20 protein-coding genes and 1 pseudogene are annotated in these 18,347 nt (G+C 34.5%); 3 read left to right on the top strand and 18 right to left on the bottom strand.

Annotated features, from left to right (window positions below):
* Positions 1-252 precede the first annotated feature (252 nt).
* Positions 253-774: a hypothetical protein gene (locus tag V7014_RS19405; RefSeq protein ID WP_335509410.1), complete on the top strand. Its 522-nt coding sequence runs from the start codon at positions 253-255 to the stop codon at positions 772-774.
* A gap of 85 nt (positions 775-859) precedes the next feature.
* On the opposite strand, the gene V7014_RS19400 is transcribed toward V7014_RS19405, so the two are convergent.
* The 4 genes from V7014_RS19400 to V7014_RS19385 all read right to left on the bottom strand — a co-directional run bounded on the left by V7014_RS19400 (position 860) and on the right by V7014_RS19385 (position 3,904).
* A complete protein-coding gene (locus tag V7014_RS19400; RefSeq protein ID WP_335509409.1) occupies positions 860-1,468 on the bottom strand; it encodes a branched-chain amino acid aminotransferase in 609 nt (202 codons plus the stop codon).
* 48 nt (positions 1,469-1,516) lie between these two features.
* Entirely contained in the window at positions 1,517-2,272 is a 756-nt protein-coding gene (locus V7014_RS19395; RefSeq protein WP_335509408.1) for an exodeoxyribonuclease III, read from the bottom strand.
* A 217-nt stretch (positions 2,273-2,489) separates the two neighbouring features.
* Positions 2,490-2,960 (bottom strand): hypothetical protein, encoded by a 471-nt coding sequence (locus V7014_RS19390; RefSeq protein ID WP_335509406.1) that lies wholly within the window; start codon positions 2,958-2,960, stop codon positions 2,490-2,492.
* A gap of 62 nt (positions 2,961-3,022) precedes the next feature.
* The gene (locus V7014_RS19385) at positions 3,023-3,904 is read right to left on the bottom strand and encodes a LysR family transcriptional regulator (protein ID WP_335509403.1); all 882 of its coding nucleotides are present in this window, start codon (positions 3,902-3,904) and stop codon (positions 3,023-3,025) included.
* A gap of 133 nt (positions 3,905-4,037) precedes the next feature.
* On the opposite strand from V7014_RS19385, the gene V7014_RS19380 reads away from it, so the two are divergent.
* The gene (locus V7014_RS19380) at positions 4,038-5,264 is read left to right on the top strand and encodes an MFS transporter (protein WP_335509401.1); all 1,227 of its coding nucleotides are present in this window, start codon (positions 4,038-4,040) and stop codon (positions 5,262-5,264) included.
* A gap of 23 nt (positions 5,265-5,287) precedes the next feature.
* Here the strand turns inward: V7014_RS19380 and V7014_RS19375 are convergent, their stop codons facing one another.
* Positions 5,288-6,088 (bottom strand): carbon-nitrogen hydrolase family protein, encoded by an 801-nt coding sequence (locus V7014_RS19375; protein WP_335509399.1) that lies wholly within the window; start codon positions 6,086-6,088, stop codon positions 5,288-5,290.
* Between the two features lie 246 nt (positions 6,089-6,334).
* Here V7014_RS19375 and V7014_RS19370 point away from each other — a divergent pair, with 246 nt between their 5' ends.
* Complete coding sequence (locus V7014_RS19370) at positions 6,335-6,931, top strand: GTP pyrophosphokinase (protein ID WP_335509397.1); 597 nt, start codon at positions 6,335-6,337, stop codon at positions 6,929-6,931.
* Between the two features lie 54 nt (positions 6,932-6,985).
* On the opposite strand, the gene V7014_RS19365 is transcribed toward V7014_RS19370, so the two are convergent.
* From V7014_RS19365 to V7014_RS19305, 13 genes and pseudogenes are all read right to left on the bottom strand, one after another.
* Positions 6,986-7,756 (bottom strand): 3-hydroxyacyl-CoA dehydrogenase, encoded by a 771-nt coding sequence (locus V7014_RS19365; protein WP_335509395.1) that lies wholly within the window; start codon positions 7,754-7,756, stop codon positions 6,986-6,988.
* 24 nt (positions 7,757-7,780) lie between these two features.
* On the bottom strand, positions 7,781-8,917 hold the full coding sequence (locus tag V7014_RS19360) for a CaiB/BaiF CoA transferase family protein (RefSeq protein ID WP_335509394.1): 1,137 nt from the start codon (positions 8,915-8,917) through the stop codon (positions 7,781-7,783).
* A 329-nt stretch (positions 8,918-9,246) separates the two neighbouring features.
* On the bottom strand, positions 9,247-9,966 hold the full coding sequence (locus V7014_RS19355) for a DsbA family oxidoreductase (RefSeq protein ID WP_335509392.1): 720 nt from the start codon (positions 9,964-9,966) through the stop codon (positions 9,247-9,249).
* Positions 9,967-10,154: 188 nt separating this feature from the next.
* Positions 10,155-10,928, bottom strand: coding sequence for an SDR family oxidoreductase (locus V7014_RS19350; protein ID WP_335509390.1), 774 nt, complete (start codon positions 10,926-10,928; stop codon positions 10,155-10,157).
* A 15-nt stretch (positions 10,929-10,943) separates the two neighbouring features.
* On the bottom strand, positions 10,944-12,149 hold the full coding sequence (locus V7014_RS19345; RefSeq protein WP_335509388.1) for an acyl-CoA dehydrogenase family protein: 1,206 nt from the start codon (positions 12,147-12,149) through the stop codon (positions 10,944-10,946).
* Between the two features lie 53 nt (positions 12,150-12,202).
* On the bottom strand, positions 12,203-12,949 hold the full coding sequence (locus V7014_RS19340) for a 2-phosphosulfolactate phosphatase (protein WP_335509385.1): 747 nt from the start codon (positions 12,947-12,949) through the stop codon (positions 12,203-12,205).
* A 74-nt stretch (positions 12,950-13,023) separates the two neighbouring features.
* On the bottom strand, positions 13,024-14,085 hold the full coding sequence (locus V7014_RS19335) for a phosphotransferase family protein (RefSeq protein WP_335509383.1): 1,062 nt from the start codon (positions 14,083-14,085) through the stop codon (positions 13,024-13,026).
* A 301-nt stretch (positions 14,086-14,386) separates the two neighbouring features.
* Positions 14,387-14,527, bottom strand: coding sequence for a hypothetical protein (locus V7014_RS19330; RefSeq protein WP_335509411.1), 141 nt, complete (start codon positions 14,525-14,527; stop codon positions 14,387-14,389).
* Between the two features lie 16 nt (positions 14,528-14,543).
* Positions 14,544-16,043 (bottom strand): long-chain-fatty-acid--CoA ligase, encoded by a 1,500-nt coding sequence (locus V7014_RS19325; RefSeq protein ID WP_335509382.1) that lies wholly within the window; start codon positions 16,041-16,043, stop codon positions 14,544-14,546.
* A 54-nt stretch (positions 16,044-16,097) separates the two neighbouring features.
* Positions 16,098-16,511, bottom strand: a pseudogene (locus tag V7014_RS19320) (AMP-binding protein); the annotation flags it as partial.
* Between the two features lie 12 nt (positions 16,512-16,523).
* Positions 16,524-16,745, bottom strand: a complete 222-nt coding sequence (locus V7014_RS19315; RefSeq protein ID WP_335509380.1) for a hypothetical protein — start codon at positions 16,743-16,745, stop codon at positions 16,524-16,526.
* A gap of 2 nt (positions 16,746-16,747) precedes the next feature.
* Complete coding sequence (locus tag V7014_RS19310; RefSeq protein ID WP_335509377.1) at positions 16,748-17,515, bottom strand: crotonase/enoyl-CoA hydratase family protein; 768 nt, start codon at positions 17,513-17,515, stop codon at positions 16,748-16,750.
* A gap of 210 nt (positions 17,516-17,725) precedes the next feature.
* The gene (locus V7014_RS19305; RefSeq protein ID WP_335509375.1) at positions 17,726-18,322 is read right to left on the bottom strand and encodes a TetR/AcrR family transcriptional regulator; all 597 of its coding nucleotides are present in this window, start codon (positions 18,320-18,322) and stop codon (positions 17,726-17,728) included.
* Positions 18,323-18,347 lie beyond the last annotated feature (25 nt).

The following is an 18,347-nucleotide window of genomic DNA, read 5'->3' as shown; positions in this document are numbered from 1 at the left end:
CAAATCTTTACGAATTTCTTTCAATTATTTATATTAATATTTTATTTTTAGTTTTTAAAAATCTATTGTTAATTTAGAACATGATTTTTATTATACACAATTATATCATTTCTTAAATAGAATCTCATTTCAAAAAATTATATTTTTTTGAAATGAGATTCACAGGCTAAAAATTATAAAATACAGGTATATATTCACATATCCATTTCTGTTACACTAGTAAGTATTATGACAAATTCTAGGAGTGAGATTATGGGAGCAACTTCTGATTTCAAAATTGAAGATATGATCGTATTAACTGGCATTTCAGAAACACTTTCAAAGATGGATAGCATTCTAGATCTAGTTAAACCTACATTTACAAACTACTTCGGTCAACCTTATCAATACGATTATGAAAAGCTAAAGCAAATTCCGCAAAATAATCGCTATGCTGTTCTAACAACAGAAATTCTAGGTGATGATAATGACGCTGAAGTAATGTTTGGATTTGATTTTGATAGTGCGGAGGAAAATCAAGCACCCACTCTATTTGCAAGCTTATACTGCCAAGAAGATCATCCAATCGGGTATGCCTTACTAGAAATTGTTCGTTCCAAAACTAGCTCATTTGACTACTATGATGATGATGGACTAGTAATCGCTTGGTTTGAAATACCAATAGTCACATTTCTACCTTTAACCAATCAACAAGAAGAAATGGTTAATTGGTTTATTGAAAAATTAACCGAAATTAAAGAAGTTATAAATACAATGTCTCAAATTCGTATATAATATTGCCTCTAAACGAAAATGCATTAAAAAAAGCTCAGTCATAGGTGTATTCAACAACCTATTGACTGAGCTTTTTTATTCATTCTTATGCAGCTTCAATCGCTTCACAAAGAGCGAATATAAAGCTATAAATTAATTGATAAGCTTCCTGAAGAGTCATCTCTTCTTTAAATCCATTCACATAGTTAAGTGTAAAATTCAGATCCCACAATCCATCAGCTTGACTAAACATCAAATCAAATTTCGCAGAATCACCCTGTAATGTATTCGATAAATAAGACTTAATCAAAGGCTCATATTTCTTTTGAAGTTTTAAGCCTAACATAACATCATATGTTCCGAACACATCATCAACCTCTAACGAAATTGCATCAACACCAATGATATCAAAGTAATCACTTTCCAAATAAATAAACTGATTCTTGTGCTTCATTAAATAACTTAATGATTCATTTAAAAACGTAGCATCCTCCTCCGTAAGTAATTCTTCCGTTTCTTTATCACAAACTTCGATATAAACATCTGAAAAGCGTGATGAAGGATCATTTTCTATGTACGTTACATTCCCATTATCAAATAACTGATGTCTTTCCATATATTCTTTTTCCTCTTTAAATAATCCAATTTGTTTTGAGTCATTTTTTTGTTCGTTTAATAATTCTTCAAGATATCGTTCCATTTGTTTTTTTAACATATTAATCCTCCTACGGTTACTTCAATTATTATTAGTAGTATATACTTTTTACAATTCGATTTCTAAGCAAACAGGACAATGATCGCTCCCCATTATTTCGGCATGTATTTGTGAATCTTTCAATACATCGGTTAATCGATTTGAGATGATAAAATAATCAATTCTCCAACCAATATTTCGTTCTCTAACCATACGCATATATGACCACCAAGTATAGGCATTTTCTTTATCTGGATAAAGATATCTAAAGCTGTCTACAAATCCGGATTCTAACAACAGTGTCATTTTATTTCTTTCTTGATCAGTAAAACCAGAGTTTCCTCGATTAGACTTTGCATTTTTCAAATCTATTTCTTGATGTGCAACATTTAAATCTCCACAGAAGATTACTGGCTTTACTTTATCTAGTTCATTTAAATATGTTCGAACTTCTTCTTCCCAATCTAATCTGTAATCCAATCTTGATAAATCTCTTTTCGAATTAGGAGTATACATTGTTATGAAGTAAAAATTCTCAAATTCTAATGTAATTACTCTACCTTCGGGCTCAGAATCGTTTGATCCCAGTCCATATGAAACAGAAATAGGTTCTCTTTTAGTAAAAATAGCCGTACCAGAATAACCTTTCTTCTCCGCGTAATTCCAATATTGATAATAATTATCCAATTTTAACTGGATCTGCCCTTCTTGTAATTTAGATTCTTGAATGCAAAATATATCAGCATCCACACTTTTGAAATAATCCATAAAACCTTTTTTTATACATGCACGAATACCGTTTACATTCCATGATACTAGTTTCATATTTTTATTTGTCTGCTCCCCATTTTCTTATTTTGCAAAGTTTAATCTATAATTAACACGTTATATGGTTACTATAGCATTGATTATTCACATTTTAACAAAAACAAAAACATGCACAGTAATTATTGTACATGTTCATTGAATTAATAGTATACATTTCTATATTTAAAAAACAAATTTTTATAACTAAATAAGCTTTTACAAAATAATAAAAGCGCTATGTCCCAATACCAACATATAATGTATTCGCTTTCACTTCCATCTTTTGAATCGTGCCAAATGGTATAGCTTTTACTTTGTCGATTTCATTTACATTTAGACATACCAAACCTTTGATAAAAGATACTGTAGGGATTGTGTTAAAAACTTTCTTTTTAATCCATCCTTGATTGATCGGTTTCATGTTGATAATTTCAAAATATAAATTACGACCTTCTGCTCGTATCGGAATGATTTCAACATAAAAAGCAATATCAAATACTTTTTTGGCCATTCCACTCACCACTACTGATGTATTATTAATTACAACATCAAGATTTGAAATACCCTCTATCTTTTGTTTCCTGAAAAGATGCAGAAGCATTTCCGCTTTTATTGGTATCGTCACATACTTCTCTTCAAATCTGTTTTTCATTTGTGACATCATCCAAATATCATCATATCGAACATCATTGTTTATATTTTTCACAATCGCCCCTCCCATCAAAGATGAATTTTCTACATACTATGTAATTTACCCAACTTACGTTCTTAGTCTGATTGAAACATTTCAATTATGTAGTTTCGAAAAAGCTGTGCTGTCGGAGAATACGCTTTACCTTTCATCCAAGCAATACCAATTTGTCTTTGACAATATGGATTTGAAATCGATAATTTCTTAATTTTATCTGAACTTATGCCGCTAAATGCAGGAATAATGGTTACTCCTAATCCTGAGGAAACAAGACCCGCTAATGTTGATACATCTTCCCCTTCGAATTTAATCTTTGGCGAAAATCCTGCTTGTTGACAGAAACTCTCGGTCGTTTCGCGCATCCCCATTCCTTTTTTAAAACCAATAAAATGATCGTTTGCTAAATCATCAAGTGTAATAGATGTTTTTTCTGCTAAGCGATGGTTCGCCGGGACATAGGCAAATAATTCTTCCTGAAACAATAGATGCCAAACTATGTTTGGATCAGGTTCTATTGGCCCAACTAGACAATAATCAATTTCACCGTCCAATAATTGATGGATACTAACCATAGTAGAACTCTGATGAATCTCTAACTCAACATCCGGATATTCCTCATTAAAACGACTAATTATTTGGGGTACAATATATATGCCTAAAGTTAATAAAAAAGAAAACGAAACTGTACCTGTAAATGGGTTTTGTAATTGATGTATTTCCTCAATCCCAGTGGAAATTTCCAATAATCCTTTTTCTACTCGTTTTAGAAAAAGCTTTCCATACTTATTTAATTTCACAGTCCTACCAACTCGATCAAATAGTGCTATCCCAAGTTCTTGTTCCATTTTAGTAATTGATCGAGTCAACGCTGGCTGAGAAATAGATAGGATTTCAGCTGCTTTTGTAAAATGTTCCGTCTTCGCAACTACGCGAAAATATTCAAGCTGTTGCCATTCCATCGTGCTCATCCCTCCCGATTCATAACCAAAAGGTATCGTTTATATAATTATAATACATTGGACGTTATAATACTTCAAGGAGTAAACTCTATGTATACAGTATTAATGAAGTCATTTGAAGGAGAGGTTCTTCTTGAGTTACACAGAGGCCGGTAGTAAATCATATAAGCAAATATTAGTGAGTATGCTGCTTGGGAGTTTAGTTACATTTGCAATACTTTATAGTCCACAGACATTAATCAGTACATTTTCAAATGAATTTAATATCTCGCCATCTACATCAAGTTTCACCATTTCATTTGCTACTATAATGATGGCATTTACTATGCTAGTTGTTTCAGTATTTTCGAATGCTTGGGGACGTAAAAAAATCATGGGCTTGTCGCTATTACTAACATCCTTATTAAGTTTGTTATCTGCATTCAGTCCAACATATGAAATTTTACTTTTCTTAAGGGTATTAGAAGGTATTACATTAGCTGGTTTCCCAGCAATCGCCATGACTTATTTAAGTGAAGAAATTGCACCAATGAACATTGGCAGAGCTATGGGGGTATATATTGGTGGCTCAGCTGTTGGAGGCTTTGTGGGTAGATTAATAGTTGGTACTTTAACAGATCATTTTTCTTGGAATATTGCCCTACTTATCTTAAGTATTTTCAGTTTAATATGTAGTTTATTGTTTTGGATTTACTTACCTGAATCGAAAAATTTTAAAAAGGTAAATGTATCATTTTCGCATTGGTCAAAAGGAATAACAACCAGTATACGAAACTATAAACTTCTTTATTTATATGGAATTGGGTTTATCTTTCTAGGCATTTATGTTGCATTATTTAATTATATTGGTTTTCCTTTATCAGCAGAGCCATATAATTTAAATCATACATTGATTGGTTTTCTGTTCATATTACAATTAGTTGGTTCATGGAGTTCATTTATTTTCGGTAAATTAACAGAACGCTACTCTCGTCAAACATTGTTGATTTGGGCAATTGTACTTGTCACTACAGGGGCATTTATGACACTTGTAGGAAATTTATTCTTTATGATTAGTGGAATTGCAATATTTGCATTTGGTTTCTTCGCTGGTCACACAGTTGCTAGTGGTTGGGTAAGCTCTATTGCTTCTTTAAAATCTAGAAGTTATTCATCTTCATTATATTTATTCTTCTATTACGCAGGTTCTAGCGTAATCGGTTGGTCAGGAGGATTGTTCTTAAGCTTTGCTGGTTGGAGTGGTGTTATTTTGATGATTTGTGGATTTATCCTAATAAGTGGTATATTACTTCTACAATTGACTCGATCACATCGTATCTCTTCACAAGTGAACCATAAAAACTTACGAAGCACCCACTAAATGTTAGGTGCTCCGTAAGTTTTTTATTTTATCGCGTAAAACTTTGGTCGTCGGTCTTTTACACTCGGTAGTTTCCCTCTAACTCTTGCAATTCTTTCATGATCGATATCTGTCATGACTAATGCTTCTTCTTCTCCAGCATTTGCTAATACTACACCCATTGGATCTAGAACCATGCTTCTACCTGTATAAATATTATCAACTTGATTTGAAGCTACAATGAATACTGTGTTTTCAATTGCTCGAGCTTTCAATAAAACTTGCCAATGTTCTTCTTTCATTGGACCTTTCACCCATCCAGCTGGAATAATAAACATATCTGCTCCTTGAAGTGCCAACTGTCTTGCAATTTCAGGGAACCTTAATTCATAGCAAACCATTACACCGATCTTACCGAATTCTGTATCTACAACTTGGTAAGGGTTTTCACCTGCAACAATCGTATCTGATTCAACATAATTAAAAGCATCATATAAATGTGTTTTACGATATGCTTGAATGATTTTTCCTGTTCTATCGATAAATACGGTTGTATTATAAGCGCGTAATTCAGCATTTTCTTTCGTTTCAAACACACCACAAACAACATAAATATTGTTTTTACGAGCTGCCTCCTTCAAACCTTCGACAAATGGGCCATTTAATGGTTCAGCTACATCAACAGGCAAAACGCCAGATCCAGGAATAATCAACGCCATATACATTTCTGGCAAAACAACTATGTCCACACCTTTTTTCTTTGCTGATTCAATATATTTCTGTGCTTTCTTTAAATTAGCTTGTTTATCTAAACTTGAAGATAATTGCGCAATGCCTATTCTCATTTAAACGTCCCCCTATTTTGCACATTAATTAAAGTATTTATATTCTATTTTTCCTAAAGCTACTACTTTATTAATTCGTTCAATTATATAGTCTAGTTTAACCTATTTGAAACGTACGATAAAACGATAAATTCTGAAAATTAGATTTTACAGTAATTTCTTTTGATTAATAACCTATAAAAGTATTACAATATATTAGTGACCAGTCGGTCAAATGTTTTACTACTCTGATTAGGAGAACGATAAATGGAGACACTATCAACGACAAACATTAAAGAATGGTCTTCTTTCATGATGAAGTATAGATTTGCTTTAGATGAAATGAATACGAAACTAAAAATATTAAATGAAGAATTTCAAATATTACATGACCATAACCCAATAGAACATATTAAATCACGTATAAAAAAACCAAAGAGTATTAAAAGTAAGCTTGAACGAAAAGGATTGGAACCATCCTTTGAGACAATTGAAGCGAATCTATTCGATATTGCTGGTATTCGAGTAACATGTTCCTTCATCTCAGATATNNTTGTGAGAGTAAAAGATTATATTGCGAACCCTAAACCGAATGGATACAAAAGTTTACACTTAATAGTTACCATCCCTGTTTTCTTGACAGATCGCACTGAAATCGTTCCTGTAGAAATCCAAATTCGCACAATCGCAATGGATTTCTGGGCTAGTCTAGAACATAAAATCTATTACAAATTTCAAAATGAAGTTCCAAATAAATTAACATCTGAACTAAAAGCCGCAGCAGAAATGGTTCATTTCTTAGATTGTAAAATGAAAGATATTAAAGACGATATGGATTTTTATAAAGAAGAAGAGAATATATGAGGGGAAAAGCCAACACTTATGTAAAAATAAGGCGTTGGCTTTTTTCTTAGTACATCACTTTGGTTGCATACGGATCGCACCATCTAGACGAATCGTTTCACCATTTAACATCGGATTTTGAATAATAGTATTTACTAACATTCCATATTCACTTGGATCTCCTAATCGTGAAGGGAATGGAACAGCTGCACCTAAAGCTGCTCTTGATTCTTCTGGTAGAGATGCAAACATTGGTGTGTTAAACATACCTGGTGCAATCGTCATTACTCGAACACCAAACTGTGCTAAATCTCTAGCTATTGGGAGTGTCATACCTACTACTCCACCTTTTGAAGCACTATATGCTGCTTGACCAATTTGACCATCGAATGCGGCTACTGATGCTGTGTTAACAATTACGCCTCTTTCTTGAAATTCATTTGGCTCATTCTTTATCATTTGTTCAGCTGCAAGACGGATCATATTAAATGTTCCAATTAAATTTACTGTAAGAACTTTTGTAAATGTTGCTAGGTCATGTGCACCTTTCTTTGATACTGTTCGTTTAGCATCCCCAATTCCCGCACAATTTACCAGTGCATTTATAGAACCAAAAGTGTTAATCGTGCTTGCAATTGCAGCTTGTACACTTTCTTCATTGGTAACATCCGTTTTCACAAAAATAGTTTTACCTTGTCCCAGTTCTTCTACCAAACTTGCTCCTCGTTCTTCAGATAAATCTAGAATAGCAGCTTTTCCTCCGTTTGCTACAATATTACGAACAGTTGCTTCTCCCAAACCTGATGCTCCACCCGTTACTAATGCAATAGTTTCTTCGATTTTCATCATTCATTCCCCTTTAATAGAAATTTAATGTTTTGCGGATTCCAATTTTTCTAAAATTTCAATTGTATGCTGACCTAATTTTGCCCCTGTGAATTTATATTGTGGTGTATAAGCTGACGATTTTATAGGAGTTGCTAACTGTTTAATATAATCACCATCTTCTGTTGGAACATCAACAATCATGTTTCGTTCAGCAAACAGAGGATGACTACACGCTTCTCCAATCGACAATACAGGTTCAACACATGCATCAAACTTTGAAAAGATCTCTTGCCATTCAGCAAATGTTTTTGTTAAGAACGCTTGTTCAACGGCTTGTTTGAACATTTCAACATCTTCTCTATTTTCGCTCAGACTTAAAGAAAATAATTCTGGTTGATTAATAGCTTCACATAATTGCTTCTTGAATGGTGGCTCTAAACTTCCTACTGAGAAATAACGTCCATCTTTCGTCACATAATATCCATAAAACGAACCACCGTTTAGTATAAAACTTTCATATTCCATTTCTTTACCTTTATTTAAATAAGCAGGCCCAGCAAAAGCATTTAATGCTAAACTACAATCTGTCATACTAATATCAATCCATTGTCCTTCACCTGTTCGATCCCGATGAATAACAGCCATTAAAATGGCAATCACACTATGTAAAGAACCACCTGCTACGTCAGCAATTTGAACCCCAGATAAAATCGCTCCATCTTTCTTCGTACCTGAATAACTAGCAATACCTGCTAAAGCTAAATAATTATTATCATGACCGGGCTTATGGCGATAAGAACCTGTTTGACCGTAACCGGTAATCGAACAATAAATGAGGTCCGGTTTGATACTCTTTAAATCTTCGTAGCCAAGACCTAATCGATCCATCACACCAGGTCGAAACTGTTCGATGATAATATCACAAGTATCCACTAGTTTCTTAATACTTCCAATCGCTTCTTGTTGCTTTAAATCAAGTGCTATCGCTTGCTTCGAGCGATTTAAGTAGTCATGAACAGGTGAATCTTCCCCATGTTCAGAAAACAAGCTTCGTGTTAAATCCGGTCTAGTTGGCGATTCAACTCGAATAATCTCCGCTCCAAAATCAGCAAACATCATAGTTGCATATGGACCAGGAAGTAAAGTTGTGAAATCAAGAATTTTTAAATGGTTTAACATTGAAAGTGCCCCCTCTCTATATACATAATGTCTCCACTAGATTTAATATGCATTTTTTATGCCAATTGATCTTAATAAGAATTACGAGTAGCTTACATTGTTTTTCATTTAGCTTGACAAAGGAGTGTCTTTTTTCAAGACATATGTCTGTTTTTTATTGGATTAACAAAAGTATGTACAGGCAAAAAGAAAGAGCTGCTCATAGTCAATACCGACTTCTGAAACAGCTCTTTCTTATTCATTATGTAAATATGCAGTCCCGTTTAATAAAATAATGTTTTAAAACTAGAACTAGATGAAAGTTCAATAAACTTTCATCTAGCTTAGATTTATATGTTGCAAGCACCATCGCCACAATTGTCGCTTTTTGTTCCGTCTTCTTTTTCATTCAACACTTGTATCGGCTGTTGTCCTTTTTCTTCTTCCCAAACTTTCTCTAACACTTCTAAGAAAGTTTCACCAGCTTGGGCACCTGATACAGCGTATTTTTGATTGAATACGAAAAACGGAACACCACGCACTCCGATTTGTGCTGCTTGATTTTGATCAGTATGAATATCTTCAGTATACGTACCATCTGACAAAATAGTTTTCACTTCTTCTTCATCAAGCCCTACTTCTTGTGCAAGTTTCGTAAGTACATCATAATCACTAATGTTTAATGACTCTGTAAAGTATGCTATAAATATTCTTTCCATCATCTCATACATTTTTCCTTGTTGCTTCGCAAAGTGACTAAGCCTATGAGCCGCAAATGTATTCGTTAGTATCATTGAATCAAAATGATAATCTAATCCTAAATCTTTAGCTTGTTGAGCAACTTGCTGTGTAAACCCTTTTGCTTGCTCGTATGATACACCTTGTTTTTCTGATAAATAAGTGTATATATTTTTATCTACTTCTTTTGGTGAATGTGGATCAAGCTGATAGCTTTTGAACACCACTTCTACTTGATCTTTATGAGCAAATTTTTGTAAACCTTGTTCAAAACGGCGCTTACCTATGAAACAAAATGGGCATGCAAAATCTGACCATATTTCAACTTTCATTAAAATACCCCCATACGTAAAAACAATATAAACATTATTATAGACTGTTCATTCTATAAATACAAATAAGTCGACTTGATCCTAGTGATACGTTAAAAAACAGGAATATTTTTATCCTATCAACACAAAAATAGCGTGATTTGATAGAAAAGAGAACCCACGCTATTTTTTGAAATTGTTAATCTAATTTACATCGCACTACTTCCGCCATCAACTACGATAATAGCACCTGTTACATAATCAGAAGCGGTAGAAGCTAAAAAAACAGCAGCTCCTTTTAAATCCTTATCATCACCAAAACGTTTTAATGGGGTATTTTGTAGTAAACGATCACTTCCTTGCGCAATAACATCTTTCGACATTTTTGTAGGGAAGAAACCTGGCGCTATAGCATTTACGTGAATTCCACGAGGCCCCCATTTAACAGCTAAATCCTTCGTGAACGTGATAACAGCCCCTTTACTAGCACTATATCCGATTGCGTTTAACGTAGTTGGATCGGTCCCTTTTAAACCTGCAATAGAAGCAATGTTTATAATTTTCCCTGATGAGTGCTCAAGCATTACTTTACCCACTGCTTGAGACATTAGAAAGGTTCCTGTCGTATTTACATTCATTACTTTTTGCCAAGCATCTAGCGGCATTTCTTCAGTTTGAGCGCCCCATGTAGCACCGCTGTTATTGACCAAAATATCAATTCGACCAAATTTTTCGACCGTAGCTTCTACTAATTTATTCACGTCTTCTGGATTCGTGATATCACATTTCATTGCAAATGATTCTACTCCTAAATCCATTAGTGCTTGGGATACTTCTTGACAAGCCTCTTCATTACGCGAACAAACTACTACGTTAGCACCTGCTTCAGCAAAACCTTCTGCAATTTGTTTACCAAGCCCTCGGCCACCACCTGTGACAATCGCAACTTTTCCTGTTAAATCAAATAATTGTAACATGTTCATCATCATATCTCCTTCTCAGTGATACTTTTTGAGCTCATACTTAGCAATTGCTCTTCGGTGAACTTCATCCGGTCCATCAGCTAAGCGAAGTGTACGAATATTCGCCCAGCTAGATGCTAATGAGAAGTCTTCACTTACGCCCGCAGCACCGAAAGCCTGGATAGCACGATCCAACACTTGCAATGCCATATTTGGAGCTACTACTTTAATCATAGCAATTTCAGCCTTCGCTTCTTTATTTCCGACAGTGTCCATCATATAAGCAGCTTTCAATGTTAATAAACGGGCTTGCTCAATATCGATTCTTGCTTGAGCAATCCAATCTTGAACAACACCTTGTTGAGCAAGTTTCTTACCAAAAGCTGTTCGACTTTGTACACGAATACATAGTTCTTTAAGTGCTCTTTCAGCTGCTCCAATTGTTCTCATACAATGATGTATGCGACCAGGTCCTAATCTTCCTTGCGCAATCGCAAAGCCTTTTCCTTCACCCCAAAGCATGTTCGATGCAGGGACACGCACATTATCATAGATGATTTCTCCATGACCATGAGGCGCATGATCGTAGCCGAAAACAGGGAGCATTCTACTTATCGTTACTCCGGGAGTATCGAGGGGAACAAGAATCATTGATTGTTGTTCGTATGTAGGAGCTGCTGGATCATTTTTGCCCATTACAATCGCAATTTTACAGCGTGGATCACCCGCTCCAGATGACCACCATTTTGTTCCGTTAATGACATATTCATCTCCATCTCGAACAATACTTGTTTTAATATTAGTTGCATCAGAAGAAGCAACATCCGGCTCCGTCATTGAGAAACAAGAACGAATAGTGCCTTCTAATAATGGATTTAACCATTGTTCTTTCTGCTCTTCGGAACCGTAACGAACTAGAACTTCCATATTACCTGTATCAGGTGCATTACAATTGAACACCTCTGGCGCAATTAAAGATTGGCCCATTATTTCACAAAGCGGAGCGTATTCAATATTATTTAAACCTGCTCCATAATCGCTTTCAGGTAAAAACAAATTCCATAATCCACGCTCTTTTGCTTTCTCCTTTAACTCTTCCATTATAGGCGGAACATGGGCAAATCGATCGGTTGGATCTAGTTGCTCTTCATATAATTTTTCATTAGGAAAAATAAACTCTTCCATAAACACATTTAGTTGTTTTTGCAGCCTTCGTATTTTTTCAGAATAGTCAAAATTCATACAGTACACTTCCTCTAATCATATTTTTTAATCTTATAACGTATTGATTGCATTTATTTCATGTAAAGCTCTTCAGCTACAATTGTGCCTTCTTTCGTTAAAGAAGCAACGATAGGGATCGTTCCTCTATTTGAAACGAATTGTAATGCATCTTCATATTCATATTTCTGTAGCATCTTACCGACTCTAGAGGAAAGTAACATGTGACTTATTTGATTTCTACCATTTCTATAAAAATATAATGCTGCTAACGCAGAATCGGTCAACTCCCAGTTATATTGATTGTTTGATAGAAGAACATCTAAAAAATACCCCGCACCTACTAAATCCTCTAAGCAAAACTCTCCCGATGAACCCGAGCATACAATCAAAATGGTTTCATCTTCATGTTGCTTATGAATTCGTTCAGCAATGGCCTTTCCATTTAGTAATGAACAAATATAGACCTTTTTTGCTTTGGAACATTTATGAATAGCTACAGTTCCGTTCGTCGTAAAAAGAATCATCGTCTTATTCTGTAGACGCTCCTTTAAAAGTAATGGGTTCGGATCAATAAAACCTTCAATAGTCCGACCTTCATATTCACCAACCAACGCGTAATCATCCACATGTCTTCCTTCTGCTTGCTTTCTTGCATGTGTTCCATCGAGCACTGGTATTACTTCTTTTGCACCAAAATGAAGCGCTGATACAATTGTAGAAGTTGCAAGCAAAACATCAAAAACAACAACAATTTTATCGTCATTTATTTTGCTAATATCAATCTCTTCTTTCTTCAGTAACAAATGAATTTTTGTCAAAAATACCTTCTCCTTTTTGAAGATTATCCCGGCCTTCTTACTGTTACCTTTTGTGATGGCCCCCGCAGATTCATTTATCTCGACAGACTTATCGCTTGTTGAATCATGCTATTTACAGTAACTGATAAATGTGCAAACCTTGGATCATTGGTTTGCCCTTTTTTATATCGATAATAGATTTGTTGACCAATGACAGCTAGTTTAAAGTATGCAAATGTTAAGTAATAATTAATTGAGGATACATCCCTACCACTTTTCTTTGCATACCTTTCAATGAACTCATTTCTTGTGTAAAATCCATCTAATACAGTTACTGGTGGAGCTCCAAATGCAGTCTTTAATTCATCTAAGTCATCTGGTTGCATCCAATAACTCATCGCAGCTGCCACATCAGTTAGGGGATCACCCACGGTTGACATTTCCCAATCGAAAAGCCCTATTATTTCACTTAAATCATTTGAAAACATCGCGTTATTTAACTTGTAATCATAATGAATAATCGTCGGTTCAAGTGACAATGGTATATGATTTATTAGCCATTGTTTAAGGTCATCAATTCCTTTTATATCATCTGTTTTAGCTCGTACATATCTTGAAATCCATCCATGTACTTGACGTTCTAAAAACCCCTCCGGTCGACTCATTTCCACTAGTTTTGTATTCTTATAATCAATAGTATGGAGATTGACCAGTTGATCAACCATCGTCTCTGAAATTGCTCTGCCTAATTCAGGAGTGGGGTGTATACTGTCAGGAAATGAAGTATCTAAAACTATCCCCTTCTTTCTTTCCATTATGAAAAAAGGACTACCCACTAATGAAAGATCATCACTAAACAAATATGGCTTTGGTGCAAGCGGAAATACAGGATTCAATTCACTTAAAATTCCGAATTCCCTCTCCATATCATGTGCCTTAGGAGCGACCGGACCTAATGGTGGTCTTCGTAGAACCGCCTCCCAATCACCGATTTTTAAACAGTATGTTAAATTTGAATGACCTGCTCCAAACTGTTCAACTACTAATCTTTCAGCCGGCAACTCTTCAATATTTCTACGTAAAAATTGTTCTAAGACTTCAACATTTAATTCTTCATCTTCTCTTACTGGCTTTGTATCTTTCAATTGATTTACCATTTAAACTCCTCCCTTTTTTGTATAAAGCTACAGCAATCCTATTAACTAACCGGTTGGTATGTTCACCGTTTATTTCGACAATTTTGTGTAAATTCCTTCTAATATAGTTATTTTTTCGTAATTTCTTTTCGTATAAAATTGACCAGCAACAGTTACATACATAAAATTGTATGTAACTGTTGTCTTTAAATGACTATTAATCTTATAGCTTTACATCATCCACTAAATGTTAAGATTGCCTTTCTAATATTTGTAGGTAATTCATTTTTCTTCATATCAACAAGTCGTTCGACATCAACGGTCAACTTCCTTTCAAATACATTGAATCAAGCCTCTCAATTATTAATGCATTTGCCATCCCTAATCCTTCGCACATAGTTTGTAATCCATTACGTTTACCAATAGGGGTACGAACTGCTTCAACAATTAGCGCATCTTTCATCACTAATTCCACCTTCTTAAACATCACTGTTTGCATGATTTTGTAATGCTCGTCGAAGAATTTTACCACTGGCTGTTTTCGGTAATTCTTTTAAAAATATTACTTTGGAGGGTAACTTGTACTTTGATAAGTGTAACTTACAGTAATCTAACACTTCTTGTTGCTGCATGGAGCTTTTTGACACGACGAAGGCTACAATTCTTTCTCCATATTTTTCATCAGGTTCACTAATAACACCAGCTTCAATAATATTCTCATGTTGAAAAAGAACTTCTTCAATTTCTCTAGGATATACGTTAAAACCACCGACAATTATTAAATCTTTCTTTCGGTCAACAATTCGGATGTATCCATCTTCATCTTTAACAGCCAAATCACCAGTAAATAGCCAATTATCTTTCAAGGCTAATGATGTCGCTTCAGGCATTTCAAAATAACCTTTAAATACATTAGGTCCTTTACATATAAGTTCACCAATTTCACCAATCGACACTTCTTCACCCGCATCGTTTACAACGTTGACTAAAATATCTTCAATTGGAAGGCCTACCGTTCCAGGTTTTATTTGTCCTCTGCGCGGATTTAGAGTAACAACTCCCGCTCCCTCAGATAATCCGTATCCCTCCTGGATAATAGTTTGGTAACTTTTCTCAAAATCTTCTAAAACCGATACTGGTAAAGATGCTCCACCAGAAGCACAATGTGTCACACTCGAAAAATCCTCTTTCGTTTCTTGAAGATAATGATGAATAAAGTTATACATTGTTGGGACACCACCAAAAAATGTCACATTATGCTCATTTATATTTGAAATAAACTCCTTTGGACTAAACTGTCTCATTAGAATAAGCTTAGCGCCACAAATAATAGGCATATTCAGACAAACCGTCATTGCAAAAATATGAAACATAGGCATAACACCAATAATGCTATCTTTATCTGAAATTTCGAGCGCTCTACCTGTAGCTACCGCGTTACTATATAAGTTTCTATGAGAAAGCATGGCTCCTTTTGGTTTACCGGTAGTACCTGATGTGTAGAGGATAACGGCTGTATCATCTTGATCCATTTTTGCTTCTTTAAAATGTAGATCGCCTTCCATTATATACTGATTAAATTCGTCACAATCTGTAGAAATTAAATCAATACGATCATTAATTTCTAAGATAATACTTTCTATCATTTTCTTTAACTGTGAGGTATATAATATGGCGTCAACTTTCGCATTCTTTAAAATATAGCTGATTTCTGATGATGTATAAGCTGGATTAATCGGTATGACAACAGCTCCAATCCTCCAGCAAGCATATAATGAATAAATATAGTCTGGTGTATTACCAATCAATAAAGCAATATGTGATCCTTTGCCTAATCCTTTAGTTGATAGACTAGAAGACAGACGGCTAACCTTTTCATTGAGTTCATAATAAGTAGTATTATTGCGTTCAAAAACAAAAGCGACTTGATTACCCATTCTTTCTGATTGCTTCACTAATACTTGGCTGAAAGTTGACATTATCAATTCCTCCTTTATTTATAAACCCTATTTCAATGTAAATGGTCACTTCATTTATATATAAATTCCACCATTGACTTGTAATACAGCACATAGCGCCAATCCACGTTTCAATGCCTCTCTTGGCATTGGGGAAGCACCATAAATAATATTTCTTACAGATTCAAATGAATAATTTCTTACAGTCGGTTGTGATAAAAGCATGATAATCATTGCGGGTACGAGATTTAATGTTGTGGGTTTTTCATGATGAATGACCTTAAGATAAGTCTCTGGATCAAATTTAGATAATATGGCATTTGTTGCACCACTATGCCAATGTGGAAGGATTAATGTGCCAGATGCATGAGTAAGTGGAGCTGCATGTAGCATAATATCATACTCATATATATCTAGCGAAGTTGAAATATTCGAACTGATTGCTGCTTTCGTTGCTTGGGTATGAACAGATGCTTTCAATTTACCAGTTGTACCTGATGTTTAATGAATAGCCAATAAATCACTTTCACTAAGGATAACGGATGGTTCATCCTCAGAAGCTACTTTGCAGTATTCAGCCATATCAATCAGCCAAGATTTATTCACCTGTCCATTAATTAAATAAAAATAGCGAAGTGAAGGGACAAATTTTTTAAAAGCTGAAATGTGTTCAACAAACTCTGATGTTAGAAATATTCCTTTTGCTTCCGTTTCCTTCCCCAAAATTAAAATTTTCCATTCCTTCCTTTTCCATCCGAAAATTCCTTAGCGCCTTTGTGCGTTACACCACTATTCACAACGTTGTTTCCAAGTAAAAACTCTAATTGCATTCCATTGTCAAATTCTAAGTTAAATCCTCGATAAACAGCTTCTCGATCACTACGCAAACAATGCTGCGGGAATGCTGCTATTTGTTTTGCTAGCTTTACAGCTTCTTCTATTGCCATACCAGGTTCAACTACTCTGTTCGTTAAACCTATTTCAAGCGCTTCCTTTGCATCCACTGAGCGACCAGTTAAAATTAAATCTAAAGCTCTACTCATTCCGATGAGACGCGGTAATCTTTGGGTACCGCCATCCACTAATGGAACACCAAAACGTCGGCAGAACACGCCAAATATAGCATCTGATTCCATCACTCGAAGATCACACCATAATGCTAATTCCAAACCTCCAGCTACTGCGTATCCTTGTATAGCTGCAATAACAGGTTTAGACAAATGCATTCTAGTTGGACCTAATGGACCATCCATAGACATATCTGTTTCCATCCGATTTAAATTGTTATTTGCAATTTGCTTCAAATCTGCTCCAGCACAAAAGGAACCTGAATCTCCACATAATACAGCAACATATAACTCATTATCTTGTTCAAATCTTCGAAATGCATTCGAAAGCTGACTGGCCGTTTCTCGATCAATTGCATTTTTCACATCAGGTCTATTTATAGTGATAATACAAATATTGTCTTTCTTTTCAAATAATACTTTCATGGGAGTCATCTCCTTATGTGGTTTATTTTAAAGTTTAAATACAAATTACAATTCTCACCTCCTTTTTTAATTGAATGTTCATTATAAATAAAAGGAGAACTAATTATTTATAAAGCGCATTCATTAAAATGAAAAACTCATGTAATTTGCTGCTTTAATAATAGTGATCTACCCCCTCATATGTTTCTTATCAAAGGGTAAATAAATATTCTATTTGCGCTCTGACCCTATAGAAAGATAGCTAGTTATTATTTTTTTAACAGTTAAATCTATCTCTTCAAGATTGTATGCTTCGCTGTTAAGTGTCCTCATTACGCCTAAACCTAACCCAAGTGCATACAATATAACAGGAATATTCTGAATATTATTGTCGTCAGATAACTCATCACTTAAATAATCCCTCATATACGATTGAAGATTATTAAAAAATTTATTTATTATTTGATGAATATGTGGATTATAAGTTGCTTCCCCAAGATAATTCATTAAAACTATGATAAATTCAGGGTTGTGACTAGACATATGATTAATACTACTAATATGGTTAGATAATTTTTCTCTAGAAGTTGTTAATGGTGCTACAGTCTGAATCACTTGTTCATCAGACTTCCGAAATGATTCTTTCAAAACCTGTAGAAGAACATCATCTTTATTCTTAAAATAATGATAGATAATCCCAGTACTAACACCTGCTTCGGCTGCAATATCCTTTACAGACATTTTAGAAAGTCCTTTATTAATAATACATCTCATAGTGGCTGCGATAACTTGATCTTTACGAATCTCTTTCATTCCTAGTTTTGGCATCTATTTCTCCTTTTTTATAACGACT

The organism is Bacillus sp. JJ722 (genome assembly GCF_036963345.1).
Lineage (GTDB): Bacteria > Bacillota > Bacilli > Bacillales > DSM-1321 > Bacillus_AD.
Note: the sequence above shows the minus strand (reverse complement) of the source record. Positions and strands in the feature narration are given on the sequence as shown.

Coding starts and splice junctions, on each gene's coding strand:
- V7014_RS19405 (WP_335509410.1), top strand. CDS start 253: ATGGGAGCAACTTCTGATTTCAAAATTGAAGATATGATCGTATTAACT.
- V7014_RS19400 (WP_335509409.1), bottom strand. CDS start 1,468: ATGTTAAAAAAACAAATGGAACGATATCTTGAAGAATTATTAAACGAA.
- V7014_RS19395 (WP_335509408.1), bottom strand. CDS start 2,272: ATGAAACTAGTATCATGGAATGTAAACGGTATTCGTGCATGTATAAAA.
- V7014_RS19385 (WP_335509403.1), bottom strand. CDS start 3,904: ATGGAATGGCAACAGCTTGAATATTTTCGCGTAGTTGCGAAGACGGAA.
- V7014_RS19375 (WP_335509399.1), bottom strand. CDS start 6,088: ATGAGAATAGGCATTGCGCAATTATCTTCAAGTTTAGATAAACAAGCT.
- V7014_RS19365 (WP_335509395.1), bottom strand. CDS start 7,756: ATGAAAATCGAAGAAACTATTGCATTAGTAACGGGTGGAGCATCAGGT.
- V7014_RS19360 (WP_335509394.1), bottom strand. CDS start 8,917: ATGTTAAACCATTTAAAAATTCTTGATTTCACAACTTTACTTCCTGGT.
- V7014_RS19355 (WP_335509392.1), bottom strand. CDS start 9,966: ATGAAAGTTGAAATATGGTCAGATTTTGCATGCCCATTTTGTTTCATA.
- V7014_RS19350 (WP_335509390.1), bottom strand. CDS start 10,928: ATGAACATGTTACAATTATTTGATTTAACAGGAAAAGTTGCGATTGTC.
- V7014_RS19345 (WP_335509388.1), bottom strand. CDS start 12,149: ATGAATTTTGACTATTCTGAAAAAATACGAAGGCTGCAAAAACAACTA.
- V7014_RS19335 (WP_335509383.1), bottom strand. CDS start 14,085: ATGGTAAATCAATTGAAAGATACAAAGCCAGTAAGAGAAGATGAAGAA.
- V7014_RS19330 (WP_335509411.1), bottom strand. CDS start 14,527: ATGAAAGATGCGCTAATTGTTGAAGCAGTTCGTACCCCTATTGGTAAA.
- V7014_RS19325 (WP_335509382.1), bottom strand. CDS start 16,043: ATGTCAACTTTCAGCCAAGTATTAGTGAAGCAATCAGAAAGAATGGGT.
- V7014_RS19310 (WP_335509377.1), bottom strand. CDS start 17,515: ATGAAAGTATTATTTGAAAAGAAAGACAATATTTGTATTATCACTATA.
- V7014_RS19305 (WP_335509375.1), bottom strand. CDS start 18,322: ATGCCAAAACTAGGAATGAAAGAGATTCGTAAAGATCAAGTTATCGCA.